Here is a 19,941-nt window from a genome sequence, read left to right on the forward strand (position 1 = left end):
TCAGGTCTGGCAATCCGCTTTAAAGCTTTTCGGGGTAGCCGGTGATTACGGCGATTTCGGCGTACATCGGTTGCAGGCGTTTGTACATCTTCAGGTAGACGCGGTGGTAGAGCTGGTCGTAGGTCTTGCTGTGCGCGGGGTCGGGCTGGAAGACGCGGCCTTTGCGCGTCATCGCGTTGATCGCCGCATGGAAGTCCCGGTGCAGGCCGAGACCGGCCGCAATCGCGATGGCGGCGCCCAGGCCGCTGGTTTCGTATACATGCGCGCGTGCGGCGGGCAGGCCGAAGATATCGGCAGTAAGCTGCATGGCTGCGTCGCTTTGCGAGCCGCCGCCGGCCACGCGCAATTCTGTGATCTTCGTGCCGCTGCGTTTTTCGATGCGTTCGCGTCCTTCGCGCAAGGCGTAGGCCAGGCCTTCGAGAATGGCGCGGTACATGTGGGCGCGCGTGTGCACGTCGCCGAAGCCGATCATGGCGCCTTTTGCTTCCGGGCCGGGCACCTTGATGCCGGGGCTCCAGTAGGGCTGCAGCATCAGTCCCATCGAGCCGGGCGGTACTTCATTTACCAGGCGGTCGAACAGCGCTTCCGGCGGCATGCCCTGCTCCATCGCTGCCGATTGTTCGAGGTGTCCGAATTGCTCCTTGAACCAGTTGACCATCCAGTAGCCGCGGAAGATCTGCACCTCGGTGCTGTAGGCGCCTGGAATGGCCGCTGGATAGGGCGGGATGAAGGGCGTGACTTCGACGTACTTGCTGGTGGTGGTGTTGATGGTGGCTGTGGTGCCGTAACTGAGGCAGCCGATGTGCGGCTCAAGGCCGCCGGCGCCGATCACTTCGCAGGCTTTGTCGGCGGCGGCCGCCACCAGCGGCACTCCTTCGGGGATGCCGGTGGCGGCGGCTGCACGGGCATTGATGGTGCCGATGATTTCACCGGGCTGCAGCAGTTCGGGCAACTGGTCGGGGCGCACGGCCAGCGCCTGCCATTTCCAGTCGCGCGCCCCGGCCCAGGCTTGGCGCTTGTAGTCGAACGGCATGTAGGCTACCTGCGAGCCAACGGAGTCGGCGAAGCGGCCGCTCAGGCAGTGATTCAGGTAGCCCGATAGCAGCAGGAATTTATGCGTGCGGTCCCACAGGCCGGGCTGGTGGGCCTTGATCCAGTTGACTTCCGCTTCGCGGCGGAAGTAGTCGATGGTGCCGTCCACGCCGGCCAGCTTGAAGGCGGCCGTCCACAAAGGACCTATCGGCGGCACCTGTTCGGTGCGGCGCTGGTCCAGCCAGGTGATGGCGGCGCGCAGTGGCTTGCCTTCGCCGTCGACGGCGACCACGGTGCCGCGCTGGGTCGTGACAGCCACGCCGGCAATTGCACTGCGCGGAATGTCGGTGACGGTCCACAGGCGCTGGCAAGCGGCGCACACCGCATCCCAGTAGCCTTCTGCCTTGTGCTCTGCCCAGCCCGGCTGCTCGGAGTGGTAGGCCGGCTGCAGATGTACTTGCGTCTTGGCGACCAGATTGCCCTGCAGGTCGAACAGCAGCGCGCGCACGCTTTGCGTGCCATTGTCGATGGAAAGAAGGTATTTGCTCATGCGCGTGCTTTCGGCAGGCTGTAGTTTGACCGGCATAATGCCAGATATGCCGCTTCCTCGGCAGCCCAGCGCTGATCGTCCCAGCCTAGTTCCGGTTGGCAGATGGCGCGGATGCGGCCCAGCAGCGCGGCGCCGCCGTTGGCGAGCTGGATGCCAAGGCGGCTGCGGCGCAGCATCAGGTCCTCCAGGTGCTGCACGGACTCGTGGCGCGCCGCCCAGCGCAGTTGGGCCCAGAGGGTTTCGGTGCCGGGGATTTCTTCGAGTTCGCCTTCCTGCGCGGCGGCCACCAGTGCCTCGGCCCGTGCGCCGTAGCGGCCTTGCAGGCGCCTGGCCTGGCCCGGCGGAAGCTGCCATGGTTTGGCTGCTCCGGCGGCGGGCCAAGGGCTGGCTGGCGGCGCAAAAATGGCGTGCGGCCCAAGCTCGGCCTGCCAGTGCGGCAATTGCTGTGCCGCGTGGCGCAGCACGTCGAGCGCGATGGCGCGGAAGGTGGTGAGCTTGCCGCCGGTGACGGTCAGCATGCCATCCTGCTGCCACAGCACGTGGTCGCGCGCTTCTTTCGAGGGGTCGGCCTTGCCGGTGTCGATCACGGGGCGCACGCCAGCGTAGGTGGCTAGTACATCGGCTTCGGTAATGGCCAGCGTTGGGAACTGGTCGTGCAGGGCTGCCATCAGGTAGTCGGTTTCTTCCTGGGTGATGGCGGCTTCCTGCTGCAGGTCGCTGCGGTGGTCGACGTCGGTGGTGCCGACGATCGTTACCCCCTCCCATGGGAAGGCGAACACCGGGCGGCCGTCGTGCGGGTGCATCAGGCTGATCGCCTGCGCCAGCGGAAGGCGCCAGGCCGGCAGCACCAGGTGGCTGCCGCGCAAGGGCCGCAGCCGCGCTGCCGGCTTGTCGTGCAGGCGGTCGGCCCAGGCGCCGGTGGCGTTCACTACCAGCTTTGCGCGCACCTCGTGCAGCGCGCCGCTAACTGTGCAGCGCACCAGGGCGCCGCGCACACGCCCGCCCTCATTACCCGCCAAGTGGCCGCTCGCTGCGCCGGCCGCCATGCTCACTTTGGACGCCTCCGTGCCGAGCGTGGCGATCGCCGCGCCGACGACCAGCGCCGGGCCGGAAGCGGCCTTCGCCTCCGCGCAGCCATCGCGCAGCAAGGACTGCACCGCGCAGTAGTTGACCGCGACACCGCCGTGCGATTGCGCTTCCTGCAGCACGCGCATGACCAGGCGCGCGTCGTCGGTCCTGGCGTCCTGGTAGCAGATGCCGCCTTGCAGGCCTTCAGTGCGGATACGCGGCGCCATCGCCAGGAATTCCTGTGCGCCGAAATAGTGGCGGGCACGCTGCCCGGCCATGCGGTCATAGATCGCCAGTCCAAGCAGGATGGCGCGGCGGCCCGGCTTGCGGCCGGCGTAGTCGCCAAAGGCAAAGCCCAGCGGCTCCACTAGTCCCGGTGCGTCGCGCAGCAGCGCATCGCGTTCGTGGACCGATTCGCGGGTCAGTGCAAACTGGCCCTCCTTCAGGTAGCGCAGGCCGCCGTGAACCAGCTTCGATGAACGGCTGGAAGTGCCCCAGGCAAAATCGCGCTGCTCGACCAGCAAGGCTCGCAGGCCGCGCCGCGACGCTTCCAGCAGGATGCCGGCGCCGGTAATGCCGCCGCCAATGACCAGCAGATCCCATTGCTGCGCCAGCAGCGCGGCCACCTGCCCACGGCCGTCCGCCGCCCAATGTGGCGCGCCGCTCGCTCCGGCGTGGCCCGCGGCCGGCTTCATGCTGCCTGCCCCGCCGGCAGCAGCTTGCCTGGATTCATGATGCCCTGCGGGTCAAAGTGTCCGAACAGCGCCTGCATGGCAGCGATGCCAGCCCTGCCCTTCTCCGCTTCCAGGTAAGGGGCGTGGTCGCTGCCCACGCCGTGCTGGTGGCTGATGGTGCCGCCGTTGTCGACAATGGCCATGCTGACCGCATGCTTGAGCGCACGCCAGCGTGCCATGTCTGTTTCGAAATCGCCGCCGAGGCGGTAGACAAAGGTCGTATAGACGCTGGCGCCCTGGGCATACAGGTGCGACAGGTGGGTATAGGTGTGCACCTTTTCGCCCAGTGCGTCCAGGGCGCTCGTTGCCGCCGCCTCAATCGCCCGCATCATCAGCGAAACGCGCGGCCAGTCGACCGCCGTCTCCACCGTATCGATCACATAGCCTTGCTTCCAGGCCGCGTTGCGCAGGTAGACATTGCGGAAGCGCCCTTCCTTCCACTTGTCGCCCATGCGGCGGCCGACGTGCACGCCATTGAAGCCGCGGCAGGCCGCGATGGCGCTGCGCAAGGCGGCGCGGGCTTGCGCGCGCGAGCCGCTGGCGCCGATCATCAGCATGCATTTCCCTTCTCCGCAGCCGCGCAGCTTCAGCCAGCCTTCCAGCAGGCCAATCAGGCGCTTGTGGCCGGCCAGCGCCAGCATGGTCACGGTTTCCAGCGGGTTCGACAAGCGCAGCATCGACAGGCCGCCGCGCGCCTGCGCCAGCGCACGAACGGCTGCTTCAGCGCGCTCCCAGTCGGGGAAGAAGACGGCGTGGAAGGCCTCGTACTCCGGCAGCGCGCTCACGCGCACCGTCGCCTCGGTCAGGATGCCCATGCGGCCCTCGGAGCCGAGCACGATTTCGCGCAAGTCGGTCCCGGCTGCGGAGGCCGGGAAGGTCTGGATGTCCAGCCGCCCCTGCGGCGTCTCCACCACGCCGCCGGCGAACAGCTGCTCGATGCGGCCGTAGCGCAAGGACTGCTGGCCGGATGAACGGGTCACGACCCAGCCGCCCAGCGTCGAATATTCGAACGATTGCGGGAAATGGCCGAGCATATAGCCGTGTGCCCGCAGTTGCGCCTCCAGGTCGGGGCCCAGCACCCCGGCGCCGAAGGTCGCGAGCTGGGACTGCTTGTCCAGGTTGTGCAAGCGCCCCATGCGCGTCATGTTCACCGCCAGTACGGGCCTGTCGCCGGCCGGCGCCGTCAAGTGGCCCGCCACGCTGGTACCGCCGCCTTGGGGAATCAGCGACACGCCATGCAGCTGCGCATATCCGATCAACTCGCGCACCTGCTGCGAACTTTCCGGATAAGCCACGCCATCCGGCGCGCTGCCGATGCGGCCATAGCGCAGCTTGAGCCAGTCCGGCAGGCTTTGTCCCAGCGCGTTACGCAGGCGGGTGGCCGGCGCCGTATCGACCATGGGATGCGCAGGCAGGCGCGATTCGGCAAGCGATGCGCATGCCGCGTCAAAGCTGGCGTCCTGCACCGGCTTGCCGGGGCCGATGCGGCGGGCCAGGAAAGCCAGTGCCTCATCATGCAGTGGGAATTCGACCGTCTCCTCGCCCCAACCGTTCCATCGTTTCATATGCAATCCCTTGTTATACTTTGCTCAATAAACTTTAATCCATTGCCACCCGCCAGTCTTGCTTTTTCATGCCAGAAGAATTGTTCGATCATGCCAAGCTTGCTCGCGTAGCGGGCTCCTACCTGCAACCCATGCTAGAGGCGGCTGCAGCGCGCGGGGTGACCGCGCAAGCGCTGGAGCAGGCCGCAGGCCTGCCCGCCGGCGCCCTGGAACCGCTGCCGGAAGCTCTGCCGGCCGACATTTATGTGAAATTGCTGGATATCGCCGCCAGGCTGGCCGATGACCCGCATTTCGGCCTGCACGTGGGCGAGCGCGTCAAACTGGGCACGTACACGGTGTATGGACTGATCCTGCTAAGCTGCCGCGATTTCGGCCAGGCCTTCGAGCAGACCATGCGTTACGAACAGCTGGCGCACGACCTGGGGCGTTCCACACTGCAGATGCACGGCGCGCTGGCCGACTACACCTGGCATTCGAACTACCCGGCGCAGCACCGCCACCTGGCCGACAGCGTGTTCGCCGGCATCCGCGTGTTTGGCAACTGGCTGGCCGGCGCCACGCTGCCGCCTGCCGAACTGTCGCTGATGCACGACGGCGGCGACCCTGCCGGCCACGCCGAATACATGCGCGTGTTCGGCGCCCTGCCCCGTTTCAATGCCATGTCCAACGTGGCGCAATTCGAAGCTGCGCTGCTGTCATGGCCGGTGCCGAACGCTGACGTGAGCCTGTATCCGGTGCTGCAGCAGCATGCGGAACAACTTCTCAAGCAGCGCGCAGCATCGGCATCGACCGGCATCGTGGCGCAGGTGCATGAGGCTATCGTGCGCCGCCTGTCGCAGGGCCAGGTGCGGGTCGCCAGCGTGGCGCAAGAGCTGAAGCTGGCGCCGCGCACCCTGCAACGCAAGCTGGCCGACGCCGGCTCCAGCTTCCAGCAGGTGCTGGACGATGCGCGCTTTGCGCTGGCACGCGATTATTTGCGCCAGCCCGGCCTGTCGCTGGTCGATATCGCCTTCCTGCTTGGCTACCAGGAGCAAAGCGCCTTCACCCATGCCTTCCGCGAGTGGTCGGGCATGAATCCCGGTGCGTGGCGCGCGGCGAGCCGTTAGATTTCAGTGCCGCGCACGCGGATGAAGGGGCCGATGCAGCTTCCCATGTCGCGCTTCTGGCACATCAGGAACATATTGTTCGAGGGGTGGAAGACGATGAAAGACTGGATCACGTGGCCGACCTCGGTGACCTCGCCGGTGCAATCCTTCTTGCCGTTGTCTTTCACGATCTTGTCGTTGGAGTGGTAGAAGCCGTCACTGTCGGGCTGGTCGTCGATCTGGAATTCCGATTCCGCTATCTCAGCAGCGCTGGTGATCAGCGCCGAGCCGTCGGCCCGGATGCGGTACATCTCGTGGCAGGAACCATCGGGCAGCTCGAAACGCCAGGTACCGACGATCGGGTGGTCGTTGCGCAAGGGGCCGGCCAGCGCACCCTGGGCAGCCAGCAGGGCTGCGGCAAACAACAGCAATAGTTTCATGACAGCCCCCGGCGGAGTGATTAGGCTCAGTATAGCCCTGTTGGACTATTCGCACTTTCCTGTTGCTTTCATTTTTCCGCCGCCTCCTTCAACTGCGCCAGGCCCTGCTCGAAGTCCTTCCCGATCATCTTGTCCATGTTGAAGAACACGCCCATCACCTTGGTCACGAACAGGCTGGGGCCGGTCATGGTCCAGGTCACCACGGTGGACTCGCCTTGCGGCAGCAATGCAAATTCCGTGCGGTTGGAAGAGGCGAAGGGCTTGATGAAATCGAGCTTGATCGCAAGCTGGGTGGGCACGTTGTTCTCGATGATTTCCATGCGTCCCTGCCCCACTTCGCCATTGCCGCTCCAGGCATAGACCGCGCCCTTGCCGCTTGCCGCGCCGTCGAACGTGCGCTGCATGTTCGGGTCTTTCTTCTCCCATGGCGACCAGGCCATCCACTGGTGGAAGTCATTCAGGTAGCCCATGATTTTTGCCGGCGGCGCCTTGATCCGCGCGCTGCGCTGCACCTTGAAGCTGTCCGGCTGCGTCAACGCCAGGCCGAGGATCACAACAATCACCAGGATCAAGCCCATCGAAATCTTTTTCAACATGCTGCCCCCTTTGCCAAGTTGGTATGCTTGCAAGCCTATCATACGGTGCGCGGCTGCAACAGCACCGGCAGCGCGCTTGGCGTCATGGTGAAAGTGAACATCTCCTCGACCGGCGGCGCGCCAGGCAGCGCCTCGATGCTGAAGCTGCGCGCCACCATCGACATCAGCGTCCGGATCTCGCTCATGGCCAGATAGCGCCCCGGGCAGAAGCGCGGCCCGCCGCCAAAGGGCAGCATCTTGCGCGCAGGGTCGTCGAATTTTTCCTTCATGGCCGGATCGAGCCAGCGTTCGGGCCGGAATTCGGCGCCATCGGGCAGTGGCACTTCGCGTTCGAAGGCATGGCGCAGCAGCATGAAAATCACCGTGCCGGCCGGTATCTGCACACCGTCCAGCGCCACGTCGCGCACGGCCTCCGCGCCCAGCACCGGCACCACGGGCTTGAGGCGCATGGCTTCCTGCACACAAGCGTCGAGGTATGGCGTCTGCCCGGGAGCGGCCAGCGCGTCCGCTTCTTCGGCCAGGCGCGCGGCAGCTTGCGGATTGCGCGACAGCAGGTAAAGCAGCCAGGCGATGGTGTTGGCCGTGGTGTCCTCGCCGGCAAATACCATGATGATGGCATTCGCGCGCACCGTCTCGTCGCTGATGCCGGAGTCCGGCAAATCTGACGCTGCCAGCATCGCTTCGAGCAGGTTGGCCGGTCTGTCGTGAAGCGCCGGATTGGCTGCCATGCGTGCTCGCGCATCGGCAACGAAGCCGTCGACCGCGGCGCGGATGCGCAGGCCGGCCGCCTCGGCGGCACGGTCTGCCGGCAGCTTGATAGTGCGCCACCAGGCAATCGGCGCTACCAGCCGCCGCGCAATCTGTCCGAACACGAATTCGATATCCTGCTGCAGCGGATTCTCTTCGTGCCGCACCATGTCATGGTCCTGCCCCATGGCCATGCCGATCGCCACGTCGAGCGCGAAAGCCTTGACGTCGCGCAGCAGCCGTTGCGGCTGGCCCGCCTGGGCAGCCGCCTGCCAGCGCAGGCGCAAACGTTCGGTCATGGCAAGCAGCCTGGGATGGAAACGGTTGATGACTTCCGGCGTCAAGGCATGCATGACCAGCTTGCGCTGGCGGCGCCATTCCTCGCCCTCGGCCGCAAATACGCCGACCGCCGCCGCTTCTTCGAGCACGCTGGCCACCCGCCGCGAGCGCCGCCACTGGTCGGGGCGGTCGTGCAGGACCTGCGCGATATCGGCAGGCCGGCTGGTGACGACAAAGCGCCGGTCCATCAGGCGCATGCGGTAGATCGGGCCGTACTCGCGCGCCCATTCTTCCAGCTTCTGGTGGAAATGGGCCGTATCGATTCCAACATTCCCCAGTAGCGGCACGCCGCTGGGGCCAGGCAGGTGATCCATGGTGCACCTCCTTCAGAAGCCGCACTCCCGCAGATAATCGATGAACAGCCGCAGCCTGGCCGGCGTGAACTGGCGCGAAGGCCGCACCGCAAACAGGCCAAAGGGCTCCGGGCTGGCGCCGGGCAGCAATTGCTGCAGGCGGCCGTCGGCCAAGGCCGGAGCCAGCACGAATTCGGGCAACAGCACGAGGCCCATACCCTGGATCGCGCATTCGGCCAGCGCTTCGGCATTATTGGCCGCCAGCGGCACTTTCAGGTCAAGCTGTTCGCCCGGGTCGCCAATCAGGCGCCCCCACTCTTCGCGCACGCTCAGCAAACTGTAATTTAACACCGAGTGGCCGCGCAGCTCCGCCAGTGTATTCGGCTGGCCGGCACGACGCAGGTAGGCGGGCGATGCGGCAAACACGCGGCCGACAGTGCCAATACGGGTGGCCGCCAGCGAGGAATCGCGCAGGAAGCCAATACGCAGCGCGACGTCAATCGCTTCGGCATGCAGGTCGGTGGTGCGGTCTTCCAGCAACAACTGCACTTTCAGGCCGGGATGGCGCTGCAGGAAGGCCGGCAGCACCGGCGCCACCTTCTGGATGCCGAAGCTGAGCGGCGCGGCCACGCGCAAGGTGCCGCTGGCGCTGTCATGGCCCTGGCGCACGCGCTCGCAGGCCTCGTCCAGCAACTGGAACACCGCCTGCGCATCGGCATAGAAAGCGCGCCCGGCATCGGTGAGGTCGTTGCGGCGCGTGGTGCGGGTGATCAACTGGCTGCCCAGCGCTGCCTCCAGCGTGGCGATGCGGCGGCTAATGGCGGCGGTGCTGACCGAAAGCTGCTCGGCCGCCCGCACAAAACTGCCGCTCTCCACCACGGTAATGAAGGCGCGCAGGTCGGTCAAGTCATATTGTTCCATTTTACGTAAATATCATTTACACATACTGTAGTTTATTACGTCAATCGAATTTATTAAAGTTCACTCCATCGCCACCCCACAACAACGGAGCACACCATGAACTTCAAGACCCTGATCAAAGCAGCACTGCCAGTCATCCTCGCCTTCAGCGCCGGCGCCCACGCCGCACCACCTGCCGAACAGCTGCTGACGCCAAAGAACCACACCCTGGTGCTGATCGACCACCAGCCACAGATGGCTTTCGCCACGCGCTCCATCGATATCGCCGAACTGCGCAACAATGTGACCGGCCTGGCCAAGGCGGCCAGGACCTTCAAGGTGCCGACCATCCTCACCACCGTCGCCGCCAAGTCCTTCAGCGGCCCGATCTTCCCCGAGCTGCAAGCGGTATTCCCTGAACAGGCCCCGATCGACCGCACCACCATGAATACCTGGGAAGACCAGCGCGTGGTCGACGCCGTGCAAAAGAACGGCCACAAGAAAGTCGTGATGGCCGCGCTGTGGACTGAGGTGTGCCTGGTGCAGCCGGTACTGTCGGCCATCGACCAGGGCTACGAGGTGTACATCGTGACCGACGCCTCGGGCGGCGTCAGCAAGGAAGCGCATGACATGGCCGTGCAACGCATGGTGCAGGCCGGCGCCCGCCCCGTGACCTGGCTGCAATACATGCTGGAACTGCAGCGCGACTGGGCACGCGGCGAAACCTACGCCCCTGTGATGAAGATCGCTTCTGAACACGGCGGCGGCTATGGCCTGGGCATCGTCTACGCCAAGGAAATGTTCAACGCCAAGGAAGGCAAGAAGTAATCATGCGGCCGGCAACCGCCCTGCTGGCAGCCTGCGGGCTGCTGGCCTGCCTGCCGGCGCTGGCCCAAAGCCAGGGCCGGCTTGGCCGCGAGGTATATGAAACGGTTTGCATCGCCTGCCACGCCAGCGAGAATGTGATGGTCAGTTCGCCCAAGCTTGGCGACCGCAAGGAGTGGCAGGAACGCATGGTGCGTGCCGGCGGCCTGGATGGCCTGGTGCGCAATGCCGTGCAAGGGGTGGGCGCGATGCCAGCCCGCGGCGGCAAGCAAGAACTCGATGCCGGACAGCTCAAGGCCGCGATCCGCTACATGATGCAGGCGGATTGACCCGGCTCCATTCGCACCAGCCGCCGTCGTACACGCTGATGCGCTCCCAGTCCATCAACCAGGCATAGAAGAATGCCAGCGAAGCCCGCCAGCCGGTGCCGCAGTAGAAAGCGGTGCGCTGGCCGGGCTCGATTCCCGCCTGGCGCCACAGCGCGCTGATCTCCGCCGGAGGTTTCATGGTCCCGTCAGCGTGCTGGTATTCGCTCATGCTGTGCACGTCGCCATCGTTGCCGGCACGGCCCCAGCGCGCGCCTGGAATGTCGCCGCGGGCATCGATATAACTGTAGCCGGAGGTGGCGCCGACATGCTCCTGCCAGGTGCGGATGCTGACCAGGGCGCCGTCCGGCTGCTGCAGCAGTTCGCGCGCCTGGGCGGTGTCAATCAGGAAGTCCGGGCGCGCCGGGAAGGTGGAACCAAAGCTTGCCGCAGCTTGCGGCAACTGGCCGGCGCCCCGCTCCAGCGCATGGCCGGCACGCAGCCAGCCATCGAAGCCGCCATCGAGCAGGCGCACGTCGGCCACGCCGGCATACAGCATCAGGTGGGCAGCACGAGCAGCGGCCAGCGAGTTGCGGCCGTACAGGATGACGGTGGTGTCGTGGCGGATGCCGTTTTCCAGCAGCAGCGCCAGCAAGGCATCGTCGGATACCTTGCTCCAGTGCGGCTGCCGTTCGAGGCGGTTGGTGTCGATGTAACCGGCGCCCGGAATATGGCCGGACTGGTAGGCGGCGAGGCTGTCGCAGCCTACTTCAAACAGACGCCACGCCCCGCCCGGCGCTGCCGGCACGGGCACGCCATCGAGCAGGCGCGCCAGCCAGGCAGGCGATGGGAGCTGGCGCCAGCGCGCCAGGTCGGGACGGAAACCATGCATTTAAAACAACTCAAAATCACAATCAGTCCGGCAGTTTACCAGCTTCGGCAGGCGCCTCCGGCTTTGCATCGGGCCTGGATTCAGGTTTGTTCTCCGCCGGGTGCATCACTACCTGCACGTAATTATTGAAGTCGAAATAGCGCCTAGCCGCAGCCTGCACGTCCGCCACGGTCAGGCTGGCGATCATTTCGTTCTGGCGCAGCAGCAGCCTGGAATCGGTCTTGTTGACCAGCGACTGTTGCAGGTTGACGAGCCACCAGCCGTTTTCGCGCAAGGCCTTGCGGTAGTTGCTGGTCCAGTTTTCCTTGACCTTGGCCAGGTCGGCCTCCTCCGGTCCCTTCTCCTGCAGCTTTCGCGCTTCGGCAAAGGTGGCTTCGATGGCCTTGTCCGCGTTTTCCGGCGCGGTCGGCAGGCCGATATTGATGGTGTAATTGGGGTAAGGATGGCGCGCCATGCCGCCATGGATATTCGCGGTATAGACCAGGCCGCGCTGCTCGCGCAAGGCTTCCGTCAGCTTGATCTGCATGATCTCGATCAGGGCGCGCAGGCGCATCTGCTCGACCTCGTTGAATCCGGCTTCGCCCGCAAAGGCGATACTGACCTGGCTCTTTGCTTCGCGGCCGCGGCGCACCTCCTTCTTCACCACGCCGCGCACCGGGCGTACATGACGGTCCTTGTAGTCGGTCGGTATTTTCGCAGCCGGCAGGCCACCAAGGTAGGTCGCCAGCAAGGGCTTGATCTTCGCTACGTCAAAACTGCCGACAAAGAAGAAGGTCATGCCATAAGCACTGGACATGCGCTCCTTCTGCAGCGCCATCACGCGCTCCAGGCGAATGCCGTCCAGTTCTTCCGGACGCGGCGTCAGGCCCACGCGCGGATGGTTGCCGTACATGGTCGTGCGCATGGTATCGGTCAGCACCGCCTCGGGACGCGCCTGGGCGTTGCGCGCCTGCTCCTGCTGCTTGTCGATGAAGACATCGAACAGCGCCTGGTCGCGGCGCGGTTGCGTCATTTGCAGGTAGGCCAGTTGCAGCATGGTCTCCACGTCGCTGCTGCTGGAACCGCCGGCAAATCCTTCGGTCACGCTGCCGAAGGCAAAGGCCGAGCGCACGCTATGGCCGGCCAGCATTTTCTGCAGGTCCAGCGGCGCATAGCCATCGACGCCCATGCTGGCGAGAATAACGGTGGCATAGCGCGCGTTGACGATATCGCCCTCCTCCGCCAGCGACTGCCCGCCGAAACGGGTCGACGACATCAGCACCTGGTCGTTCTTGAAATCGGTCGGCTTCAACACGGCCTTCACGCCGTTCGACAGCAGCAGCTCGGTGGTGCCCAGCAGCTTGTCCGTGGTTTCCTTGACGATGCGGCCGGCCTTGGGCGGCTGCGCCATCAGGCTGGCAGCAAGCGCCTTTTCCTCATGCGCCGACACGGTGGCCTTTTCGGCCTCCTCCACGGTAGCCAGCATCTGCGTCGCCTGCGGCACCACGGTGCCCGACTTGTCGTTGCCCATGAAGATGACCAGTTTCTTCTGCCCGACCGGAATTGCGCTGCGCACCTGCGCATTGACTTCTTCCAGCGTGATGCCCGGCAGCAGCTCCTTGTAATAGCTGTATTCGTTTTCGATGCCGGGCATCGATTCGCCATCCAGGAAATGGCGGGTGAATTCGCTCACGTAGGCAGCCGATTCCGTCTTGTCGCGTTCGTTGTACAGGTTCTCGATGAAGCGCATCATATTCTTCTTGGCGCGCTCCATTTCAGCCGCGCCAAAGCCAAGCTGGCGCGCGCGCTCGCCTTCCTCGACCACGGCGCGGATGGCCGGCAATGCGCCGGCCTTGCCCACCACGGCGCTTGAAACGAAGGCCTGCCGGCCATGCACCGCCTTGGCCATGTTGCTATAGCCTTGCAGGAAAGGCGGGTTCGGTTGTTGCGACAGTTCGGCGATGCGCTGGCTCAGCATCGCGGCCGACAGCAACTCCACCATGCGGTTGCGGTATTCGCCGACAGTCTTCGACTCGGTGCGCTCGATGAAGCGATAGCGGATCGTCACCAGGTTTGACGGCGCCTCGCGGTCGGTGACCACGATGGCTTCCGATTCCTTGCGTTCCGGGATCGGGGGGTAGGTGCGCGGGCGCGGGTTGGCGGGATTCACCAGCTTTGAAAAATGGCTGGTCACCAGGCGCTCGGCCTCTTGCGGATCGACGTCGCCCACCACGATCACCGCCATCAGGTCCGGACGGTACCAGTCCCTGTAGAAGCGGCGGATCGCATCGGGCTTGAAGGACTTCAGGATTTCCGCCTTTCCGATCGGCAGCCGGCTCGCATACAGCGAGCCATTGAAGATCTTCGGCAACAGCACCTTGTTCATGCGGTCGGTCGCTCCTTTGCCCAGGCGCAGTTCTTCCAGCACGATGCCGCGCTCGCTCTCGATATCGGCATCGTTGAAGGTCACGCCCTGGGCCCAGTCTTCCAGCACCAGCAAGCCCTTGTCCAGGTTTTCCTTCTTGTCGACCGGGATCGGCAGCATGTACACCGTTTCATCGAAGCCGGTGTAGGCATTCAGGTCGGCGCCGAATTTCACGCCCACCGACTGCAGCCACGAAATCAGCTCGTGGCGCTTGAAATGGGTCGAGCCGTTGAAGGCCATGTGCTCGGTGAAGTGGGCCAGGCCAAGCTGGTCCTCGTCTTCCAGTACCGAACCGGCCTTCACCACCAGGCGCAATTCGACGCGCTTTTCCGGGCGGCGGTTCTGCTGGATATAGTAAGTAAGGCCGTTCGCCAGCTTGCCGGTCCTGATCTGGGGATCAAGCGGCAGCAGCGTTGCGGGATCGGGGGCGGCGGAAGCCACGAAGGAGCAGCACACCAAGGCTGCCGCCAGGAGCAGTTTTAGTAGTTTCATAACATAGTACGATACACCATAGCTTGTCGTTAATGCTAGTATGCCGGAATGAACGCTTACCGCCCTGCAATCGCGTGGCTGACCAGCTGGTGGCAGTTGCTGCAGTTCGCCGCACTGCTGCTGACGCGCGCTTTGGCGCCATCGAGCTACCGGCGCGATAACCGGCGCATGCTGTCCGAACAGATCGTCGTTGCCACCACCGCTAACCTGGCCTGGTTTTCCGTGCTCTGCGCGCTGATCAGCCTCGTCATCATCCGTATTGTCGTCGTCACCTCGGCCAGCTACGGCCTGTCGCGCTATGCGCTGGAAATGGTGGTGCGCGTGCTGGTGCTGGAACTGGTGCCGCTGACGGCGGCGCTGTTCGTGGCGTTGCGCACGACCCTGCCCGCTGGCGTCGAATTCGCGCAGCAAAGGCTGGCCGGCCACGCGCCCGACGTACGTTCGGCCCTGCGCACCCAGTTCTATCCACGCGCCGCAGCGGGTGTGTTTGCCGTGTGGATGCTCGCTGCCGTCAGCTGCCTGGTCACCCTGGTGCTGGCCTACATTGTGATGTACGGCTTCACGCCATGGGCACTGCCGGGCTACACGCGGGTGGTGGGACAGATTTTCAATCCCGCCGTATGCCTGATCCTGGTGCTGAAGGTAGTGTTTTTCAGCCTGGCAGTGGCGGTGATCCCGCTGGCTTCCTCCTACTACACCGGCGCTTCCAGCCCGTTGCGGCGCATTGGCGTTGCACACGGATTGGCCGACATGGTGCGCATGTTCTCCGTGATCCTCGTGGTGGAAGCCGCATCCCTGATGGGTAATTATTATTGACGATATGAGCGAAACGACTCCCCCTGCTACCGGTGCCGAGCCGGCGCCGATCCATAACGCCGAAGCCAAGGCAGTTGCCCTGCTGGTGCTGCTGGTCGCCCTGGTGCTTGGCGCGATCATGTACCTGATGTACGCACGCGGCGCCTTCGAGCCCACGCAACGGCTGGTGCTGACCGCCGACGACTCCGAAGGCGTGGCGGTCGGCATGGACGTGACCTTCGCCGGATTCCCGATCGGCCGCGTGCAGCGCATCGAACTGGCGTCGGACGGCAAGGCCCGCATCCTGGTCGACGTACCGAGCAAGGACGCGCACTGGTTGCGCACAACCAGCATCTTCACGCTGGAAAAGAGCCTGGTGGGCGGCGCCAAGCTACGCGCCTTCACCGGCATTCCGGCCGACCCGCCCTTGCCGCCCGATGCCGAGCGCGCGCTGCTGGTGGGCGACATGGCCGCCGAAATCCCGCGCCTGCTGCAATCGGCCAAGGACTTGCTGAACAACCTGGCGGCCCTGACGGCCGAAGAATCCGCACTGGGCGCCAGCCTGCGCAATGTGCAAGGCGTGACCGAGAAATTGAATGGGCCCGGCGGTGCGCTCGGCGTGCTGGCAGGCGAGGACCAGAAGGCGCGAGAACTGCTGCGCAATGCCAATTCGCTGGTGGTCAAGGCCGACAGCCTGGTGGGCAACGCCGACAAGCGCGTGTTCGGCGAAAAAGGCCTGGCCAACGATACGCAGGCGGCGGTGCAGCAGTTGAATGCCCTGCTGGCAGACGCACGCAACTCGCTGAAGAAGCTCGATGCAGTGCTGGTGGAAGCGCAAGCTGTCGGCGCCAACACGCGCGCTGCCACCGAAGATCTCGGCGCCTTGCGCGCTGAAGTCGACGCCAACCTGCGCAAGGTAGAACAGATGATCAATGAGCTGAATCGCAAATGGCCGTTCAAGCGCAGCGAACCGGAGATCAAGCTTCCATGAGAATGACGACACTCACCGCGGCACTGGCCGCCGCGCTGCTGAGCGCCTGCAGCAGCGGCCCGCGCGTGCCGGACTGGCAGTTGAACGCCGCCGGCGCCACCGAACGCGCAACTTCGGCCTACCTGGAAGGCAAGACAGCCGTCGCCGAGCGCGAGTTCGGCCTGGCCCGCAACCAGGTCGGCAGCACCGCCCAGCCCGCGCTGGCGATCCGGATCGAGTTGCTGCGCTGCGCGGTACAGGTAGCGGCGCTGGTATATGAAGAATGCGCCGGCTTCACGCCGCTGCAGGCCGACGCTTCCGCCGCCGACCAGGCCTACGCCCGCTATCTGGCTGGACGCACCACCCCGTCCGATGCCGCCTTGCTTCCCGAGCCGCAACGCGCCGTTGCCGGTGCATCCAGCGACACCGCAGCAGCGATGGCCGCTGCCGCCATCAGCGACCCGCTCTCGCGCATGGTCGCCGCTGGCGCCCTGATGCGCGCCAACCGCGCCACGCCCGAACTGGTGACGACTGCCATCAACACCGCCTCCGCCCAAGGCTGGCGCCGCGCCGTCCTGGCCTGGCTGAACGTGCAATTGCAGCGCGCCGAACAAGCCGGCGACACCGCCGAAGCCGAGCGCCTGCGCCGCCGCATCAAGCTCGCCACCACCCCATAACAGCCGAGCTCGTGTCTCAATACGGGTGTGACCCCATGGTGGGACACGGGCTCAGCCATTGTTGGTGTTGGCGGCGGCTTCGCGCAGTTTGTCTTTTTTGCTCTTGCGCTTGCCTTTGATGCCGCCGGTGCCGTCGTTGGCGCCGGGGGGCAGTGGCTTGGCTGCCACGGTGGGTTCGAAGCCGGGCAGCCGTTCGCGCGGGACGCGGACGTTCTGGCGCTTTTCGATCAGGCGGAAATGCTGCTCGGCGTCGGGGGTGATGAAGCTGACCGCCAGGCCGGAGGCGCCGGCGCGGCCGGTGCGGCCGATGCGGTGGGTGTAGTCGGCGGGTGAGCGCGGCAAGTCGTAGTTGACAACCACCGGCAGTTGCACGATGTCGATGCCGCGCGCGGCGACGTCGGTGGCGACCAGCACTTTCAGCTTGCCTTCGCGGAAGTCGTTCAGTACCGAGGTGCGGGCGCCCTGGCTGTAGTCCCCGTGGAAGGCTTCGGCCGCTAACCCGCCGCGCCGCAGCTTGTCGGCGACATGCTCGGCGGCGTATTTGGTGGCGACAAACACCAGCACCTGGCGCCAGCCCTCTTCCTTCAGCAAGATGCGCAGCAGCGAGGTGCGCTCCGATTGGTCCACTTCAATGGCGCGTTGTGTGATGTCGGGGGTCGACGCTACTTCGTCCAGCGTGGCCACGCGCACCGGGTCGCGCAGCAGCTTGCCGGCCAGGGCCTGCACAGCCGGCGGGAAGGTGGCGGAGAAGAACAGGTTTTGCCGGCGTTCCGGCAGCAGCGCCATGATGCGGGCGATTTCGTCGGCGAAACCCATGTCCAGCAGCTTGTCCGCTTCATCCAGCACCAGCACCGAGGTGTCATCCAGCTTGAGCGCATTGTGCTCGACCAGGTCGAGCAGGCGGCCAGGGGTGGCGACCATAATGTCGGTGCCGCCGCGCAGGGCCATCATCTGCGGGTTGATCGATACGCCGCCAAAGGCGACCGAGACCTTGACCGGCGACGGGAGGTGCGATGCCAGTCCGCGCAACGCTTCACCAACCTGTGCCGCCAGCTCGCGCGTGGGCGCCAGCACCAGCGCATACAGCTTGCGCGGGCCGGAACCTGGACGGCCCGCCTCGAGCAAGGCATTCAGCAGCGGCAGCGCAAAGGCGGCCGTCTTGCCGGAGCCGGTTTGCGCCTGCCCCAGCACGTCCGCGCCGCGCAGGGCGGGCGGGATGGCGGCGGACTGGATGGCGGTGGGGGTGCTGTAGCCGGTCTCGGTGATGGCGTTGAGCAGTGCGGGCGCGAGGCCCAGGCTGGAGAATGTCATGGTGTGCTTCAGGTGGATAAGCCGGCAGTATACCTTGCGCCGGGTTTCATGCGACTATACGTTTGCTATCAATCTACCAACAATTACAGAAGAATGATCAATTGGGACGCCCATGTCTGCCTGCCGCAGCATCCGCAGGCGGATTTTTCACCCCTTGGCCAGCTCCATTCCGCTGGCGTGAACTACGTGTCGATCAATGTAGGCGCCGACATGAATCCGGTGTCGCAGGTGATGTCGGTGATCGCCGGCTACCGTGCCACCATCGCGGCCAGTCCTGAGCGCTTCCGCCTGGTATCGGGCGTCGACGAAGTGATCCAGGCCGCGGCTGACGGGGTGCTGGCCATCGGCTTCGACCTGGAAGGTGCGATGCCGCTGATGGAGCAGCCGGAAATGGCCGAAGTCTATGCCCGGCTGGGCGTGCGGCAAATGCTGTTTGCCTACAACCGCAACAACAACGTCGCCGATGGCTGCCACGATACCGCGCGCGGCCTGACACGCCTTGGCCATCGGGTTCTGAAGGCGGCGAACGATGCCGGCATCATTGTCGATTGCTCCCACACTGGCCGCTTGTGCAGCCTGGAGATCATGGAAGCATCCAGCAAGCCGGTGGTATTCAGCCACGCCAATCCGTTTGCGCTGGCGCCGCACGGGCGCAATGTGACCGATGAACAGATCCAGGCTTGTGCTGCAACCGGGGGCGTGGTGTGCGTGTCGGGCCTGTCCTGGTTCCTGGGCAGCGAGCAGCCCACGGTGGCGGACGTGGCGCGCCACGTGGCCTATGTGGCGGACCTGGCAGGCGTGGCGCACGCCGGCATCGGCCTGGATATCTGCTTCACCGAAAAGGACCTGGACGATACGCCACCCGGCGGCTTCAATCCCGGCTGGTGGTGGCCAGAGTCGGCCGGCTATCGCGCCGGCCGCTTGCCTTCCTTCGTGCCGCTTTATGCGTGGAGATCGCTGCCGCTGGAATTGCGCAAGCTGGGCATGGCTCCCAGCGAAATCGAGCAAGTCCTGGGCCGCAATATGCTGCGCGTGGCGCGCGCGACCTGGTTGTAACGCGGCCGGTCAAGGCTTGCGCGTCCCGTTCATGCGCCAAGCTCGTTTCACATGCCGACGTCGCCGTAAGGCCCCGCCAACACAACGACATAACCTTCAGGATCGCGCAGCCACAACTCCCGGTGCTGCGCATTGCTGTTCTCTTTAGGCCCTTCCAGCACCGTGGCTCCGGCGGCGGTGGCGCGGTCGACCGCGTCGTCGAAATCGTCGGTCCAGAACCACAGCAGTGCGCCGTTGCCGTAGGGCCGCTGCTCGGGATTGCCGATGTGCGGATGATGGTGGGCGTCCCAGCGGTGCAGTTGCAGCACCATGCGTCCGTCGTGCAGCAATTGCTCGTACTCGTTGCCGCCGTGGCCACTCTTCAGGCCGAGGGTTTTCTGGTACCAGCGGCTGGCTGCTTCGACATTGCTGACAGCAATTAAAGGTTGCGCTTGCATATCACTCTCCCCTTCTGCCCATCGGAGGAACAGCATACCACTGGGCGAGGCCCCAGGCGAATTCGGGAATGATGAACAACCACAGCAGCGGTAACCCTCCGCCGGCCAGCGTCCACGCAAACCAGGTACTGAACATGAAGCGCGCAGTGCCGTCGTAAGTGGCGAACTGCGGCTGCGGGTCGCGCAGGCGCAGCCAGGACCATGCCAGCACCACGCTGCCCATCAGGCAGGCGAACAGGAGGTGGATGCTGCCAAAGGCCGGCAGCGGAGGACCGCCAAGCGCCTGGTTGAGCGCCGACAGGTGGCCATGCGCGATGGCGAATGTCCATGGGGTGGCGAAAGGTGCTGTGAGGAGCAGGTCGTAGGCGGCGCTGGCGCGCACCAGTTTCCGGATGTTTGAAGTTTTCATGCTGCGCATGCTTAAACCC

Annotated in this window: 19 protein-coding genes; 7 read left to right on the forward strand and 12 right to left on the reverse strand. The window is 65.1% G+C overall.

Annotation, left to right across the window (positions count from 1 at the left end; genetic code table 11):
• Positions 1-19 precede the first annotated feature (19 nt).
• Genes ACN9MZ_RS20375 through ACN9MZ_RS20385 form a run of 3 tightly spaced genes read right to left on the reverse strand, consistent with a single transcriptional unit; the run spans position 20 to position 4,949 of the window.
• Positions 20-1,582 carry an FGGY-family carbohydrate kinase gene (locus tag ACN9MZ_RS20375; RefSeq protein ID WP_426338748.1) on the reverse strand — a complete coding sequence of 521 codons (1,563 nt, stop codon included), beginning with the start codon at positions 1,580-1,582 and terminating at the stop codon, positions 20-22.
• Entirely contained in the window at positions 1,579-3,345 is a 1,767-nt protein-coding gene (locus tag ACN9MZ_RS20380) for a glycerol-3-phosphate dehydrogenase/oxidase (protein ID WP_426338749.1), read from the reverse strand. The genes ACN9MZ_RS20375 and ACN9MZ_RS20380 overlap by 4 nt, the downstream gene beginning before the upstream one ends.
• The gene (locus ACN9MZ_RS20385) at positions 3,342-4,949 is read right to left on the reverse strand and encodes an FAD-binding oxidoreductase (protein ID WP_426338750.1); all 1,608 of its coding nucleotides are present in this window, start codon (positions 4,947-4,949) and stop codon (positions 3,342-3,344) included. Before ACN9MZ_RS20385 ends, ACN9MZ_RS20380 begins: the two co-directional genes overlap by 4 nt.
• Before the next feature lie 68 nt (positions 4,950-5,017).
• Here ACN9MZ_RS20385 and ACN9MZ_RS20390 point away from each other — a divergent pair, with 68 nt between their 5' ends.
• Complete coding sequence (locus ACN9MZ_RS20390) at positions 5,018-6,055, forward strand: AraC family transcriptional regulator (RefSeq protein WP_426338751.1); 1,038 nt, start codon at positions 5,018-5,020, stop codon at positions 6,053-6,055.
• On the opposite strand, the gene ACN9MZ_RS20395 is transcribed toward ACN9MZ_RS20390, so the two are convergent.
• The 4 genes from ACN9MZ_RS20395 to ACN9MZ_RS20410 all read right to left on the reverse strand — a co-directional run bounded on the left by ACN9MZ_RS20395 (position 6,052) and on the right by ACN9MZ_RS20410 (position 9,370).
• On the reverse strand, positions 6,052-6,474 hold the full coding sequence (locus ACN9MZ_RS20395) for a hypothetical protein (protein ID WP_426338752.1): 423 nt from the start codon (positions 6,472-6,474) through the stop codon (positions 6,052-6,054). The genes ACN9MZ_RS20390 and ACN9MZ_RS20395 overlap by 4 nt on opposite strands.
• Before the next feature lie 68 nt (positions 6,475-6,542).
• Complete coding sequence (locus tag ACN9MZ_RS20400) at positions 6,543-7,070, reverse strand: SRPBCC family protein (RefSeq protein WP_426338753.1); 528 nt, start codon at positions 7,068-7,070, stop codon at positions 6,543-6,545.
• A gap of 38 nt (positions 7,071-7,108) precedes the next feature.
• Positions 7,109-8,470, reverse strand: coding sequence for a cytochrome P450 (locus tag ACN9MZ_RS20405; protein ID WP_426338754.1), 1,362 nt, complete (start codon positions 8,468-8,470; stop codon positions 7,109-7,111).
• A gap of 12 nt (positions 8,471-8,482) precedes the next feature.
• A complete protein-coding gene (locus ACN9MZ_RS20410; protein ID WP_426338755.1) occupies positions 8,483-9,370 on the reverse strand; it encodes a LysR substrate-binding domain-containing protein in 888 nt (295 codons plus the stop codon).
• 96 nt (positions 9,371-9,466) lie between these two features.
• Between ACN9MZ_RS20410 and ACN9MZ_RS20415 the strand changes: the two genes are divergently transcribed.
• Entirely contained in the window at positions 9,467-10,177 is a 711-nt protein-coding gene (locus ACN9MZ_RS20415; protein WP_426318591.1) for a hydrolase, read from the forward strand.
• 2 nt (positions 10,178-10,179) lie between these two features.
• Entirely contained in the window at positions 10,180-10,503 is a 324-nt protein-coding gene (locus ACN9MZ_RS20420) for a c-type cytochrome (protein WP_426338756.1), read from the forward strand.
• Here ACN9MZ_RS20420 and ACN9MZ_RS20425 read toward each other — a convergent pair.
• On the reverse strand, positions 10,466-11,371 hold the full coding sequence (locus ACN9MZ_RS20425; RefSeq protein WP_426338757.1) for a sulfurtransferase: 906 nt from the start codon (positions 11,369-11,371) through the stop codon (positions 10,466-10,468). The two genes, ACN9MZ_RS20420 and ACN9MZ_RS20425, sit on opposite strands and share 38 nt — an antisense overlap.
• Before the next feature lie 22 nt (positions 11,372-11,393).
• Positions 11,394-14,267 carry a M16 family metallopeptidase gene (locus tag ACN9MZ_RS20430; protein ID WP_426338758.1) on the reverse strand — a complete coding sequence of 958 codons (2,874 nt, stop codon included), beginning with the start codon at positions 14,265-14,267 and terminating at the stop codon, positions 11,394-11,396.
• A gap of 48 nt (positions 14,268-14,315) precedes the next feature.
• Between ACN9MZ_RS20430 and ACN9MZ_RS20435 the strand changes: the two genes are divergently transcribed.
• Genes ACN9MZ_RS20435 through ACN9MZ_RS20445 form a run of 3 tightly spaced genes read left to right on the forward strand, consistent with a single transcriptional unit; the run spans position 14,316 to position 16,709 of the window.
• Positions 14,316-15,083 carry an ABC transporter permease gene (locus tag ACN9MZ_RS20435; RefSeq protein ID WP_426338759.1) on the forward strand — a complete coding sequence of 256 codons (768 nt, stop codon included), beginning with the start codon at positions 14,316-14,318 and terminating at the stop codon, positions 15,081-15,083.
• 4 nt (positions 15,084-15,087) lie between these two features.
• The gene (locus tag ACN9MZ_RS20440) at positions 15,088-16,053 is read left to right on the forward strand and encodes an MlaD family protein (protein WP_426338760.1); all 966 of its coding nucleotides are present in this window, start codon (positions 15,088-15,090) and stop codon (positions 16,051-16,053) included.
• A gap of 2 nt (positions 16,054-16,055) precedes the next feature.
• Positions 16,056-16,709, forward strand: coding sequence for a hypothetical protein (locus tag ACN9MZ_RS20445; protein WP_426338761.1), 654 nt, complete (start codon positions 16,056-16,058; stop codon positions 16,707-16,709).
• 51 nt (positions 16,710-16,760) lie between these two features.
• On the opposite strand, the gene ACN9MZ_RS20450 is transcribed toward ACN9MZ_RS20445, so the two are convergent.
• The gene (locus tag ACN9MZ_RS20450; RefSeq protein ID WP_426338762.1) at positions 16,761-18,020 is read right to left on the reverse strand and encodes a DEAD/DEAH box helicase; all 1,260 of its coding nucleotides are present in this window, start codon (positions 18,018-18,020) and stop codon (positions 16,761-16,763) included.
• Positions 18,021-18,113: 93 nt separating this feature from the next.
• Between ACN9MZ_RS20450 and ACN9MZ_RS20455 the strand changes: the two genes are divergently transcribed.
• Positions 18,114-19,076 (forward strand): dipeptidase, encoded by a 963-nt coding sequence (locus ACN9MZ_RS20455; RefSeq protein WP_426338763.1) that lies wholly within the window; start codon positions 18,114-18,116, stop codon positions 19,074-19,076.
• A gap of 47 nt (positions 19,077-19,123) precedes the next feature.
• On the opposite strand, the gene ACN9MZ_RS20460 is transcribed toward ACN9MZ_RS20455, so the two are convergent.
• Positions 19,124-19,513 carry a VOC family protein gene (locus tag ACN9MZ_RS20460; RefSeq protein WP_057259270.1) on the reverse strand — a complete coding sequence of 130 codons (390 nt, stop codon included), beginning with the start codon at positions 19,511-19,513 and terminating at the stop codon, positions 19,124-19,126.
• Position 19,514: 1 nt separating this feature from the next.
• On the reverse strand, positions 19,515-19,922 hold the full coding sequence (locus ACN9MZ_RS20465) for a hypothetical protein (RefSeq protein WP_426338764.1): 408 nt from the start codon (positions 19,920-19,922) through the stop codon (positions 19,515-19,517).
• Positions 19,923-19,941 lie beyond the last annotated feature (19 nt).

It is taken from the genome of Pseudoduganella sp. S-14 (assembly GCF_049913285.1).
Taxonomy (GTDB): domain Bacteria; phylum Pseudomonadota; class Gammaproteobacteria; order Burkholderiales; family Burkholderiaceae_D; genus Rugamonas.

Bases quoted from the DNA above. Each gene is read 5' to 3' on its own strand.
- ACN9MZ_RS20380 (WP_426338749.1), bottom strand. From the start codon at position 3,345: ATGAAGCCGGCCGCGGGCCACGCCGGAGCGAGCGGCGCGCCACATTGG.
- ACN9MZ_RS20440 (WP_426338760.1), top strand. From the start codon at position 15,088: ATGAGCGAAACGACTCCCCCTGCTACCGGTGCCGAGCCGGCGCCGATC.
- ACN9MZ_RS20425 (WP_426338757.1), bottom strand. From the start codon at position 11,371: ATGCATGGTTTCCGTCCCGACCTGGCGCGCTGGCGCCAGCTCCCATCG.
- ACN9MZ_RS20395 (WP_426338752.1), bottom strand. From the start codon at position 6,474: ATGAAACTATTGCTGTTGTTTGCCGCAGCCCTGCTGGCTGCCCAGGGT.
- ACN9MZ_RS20460 (WP_057259270.1), bottom strand. From the start codon at position 19,513: ATGCAAGCGCAACCTTTAATTGCTGTCAGCAATGTCGAAGCAGCCAGC.
- ACN9MZ_RS20420 (WP_426338756.1), top strand. From the start codon at position 10,180: ATGCGGCCGGCAACCGCCCTGCTGGCAGCCTGCGGGCTGCTGGCCTGC.
- ACN9MZ_RS20465 (WP_426338764.1), bottom strand. From the start codon at position 19,922: ATGAAAACTTCAAACATCCGGAAACTGGTGCGCGCCAGCGCCGCCTAC.
- ACN9MZ_RS20405 (WP_426338754.1), bottom strand. From the start codon at position 8,470: ATGGATCACCTGCCTGGCCCCAGCGGCGTGCCGCTACTGGGGAATGTT.
- ACN9MZ_RS20430 (WP_426338758.1), bottom strand. From the start codon at position 14,267: ATGAAACTACTAAAACTGCTCCTGGCGGCAGCCTTGGTGTGCTGCTCC.
- ACN9MZ_RS20410 (WP_426338755.1), bottom strand. From the start codon at position 9,370: ATGGAACAATATGACTTGACCGACCTGCGCGCCTTCATTACCGTGGTG.
- ACN9MZ_RS20415 (WP_426318591.1), top strand. From the start codon at position 9,467: ATGAACTTCAAGACCCTGATCAAAGCAGCACTGCCAGTCATCCTCGCC.
- ACN9MZ_RS20375 (WP_426338748.1), bottom strand. From the start codon at position 1,582: ATGAGCAAATACCTTCTTTCCATCGACAATGGCACGCAAAGCGTGCGC.
- ACN9MZ_RS20400 (WP_426338753.1), bottom strand. From the start codon at position 7,070: ATGTTGAAAAAGATTTCGATGGGCTTGATCCTGGTGATTGTTGTGATC.
- ACN9MZ_RS20445 (WP_426338761.1), top strand. From the start codon at position 16,056: ATGACGACACTCACCGCGGCACTGGCCGCCGCGCTGCTGAGCGCCTGC.
- ACN9MZ_RS20455 (WP_426338763.1), top strand. From the start codon at position 18,114: ATGATCAATTGGGACGCCCATGTCTGCCTGCCGCAGCATCCGCAGGCG.
- ACN9MZ_RS20450 (WP_426338762.1), bottom strand. From the start codon at position 18,020: ATGACATTCTCCAGCCTGGGCCTCGCGCCCGCACTGCTCAACGCCATC.
- ACN9MZ_RS20390 (WP_426338751.1), top strand. From the start codon at position 5,018: ATGCCAGAAGAATTGTTCGATCATGCCAAGCTTGCTCGCGTAGCGGGC.
- ACN9MZ_RS20385 (WP_426338750.1), bottom strand. From the start codon at position 4,949: ATGAAACGATGGAACGGTTGGGGCGAGGAGACGGTCGAATTCCCACTG.
- ACN9MZ_RS20435 (WP_426338759.1), top strand. From the start codon at position 14,316: ATGAACGCTTACCGCCCTGCAATCGCGTGGCTGACCAGCTGGTGGCAG.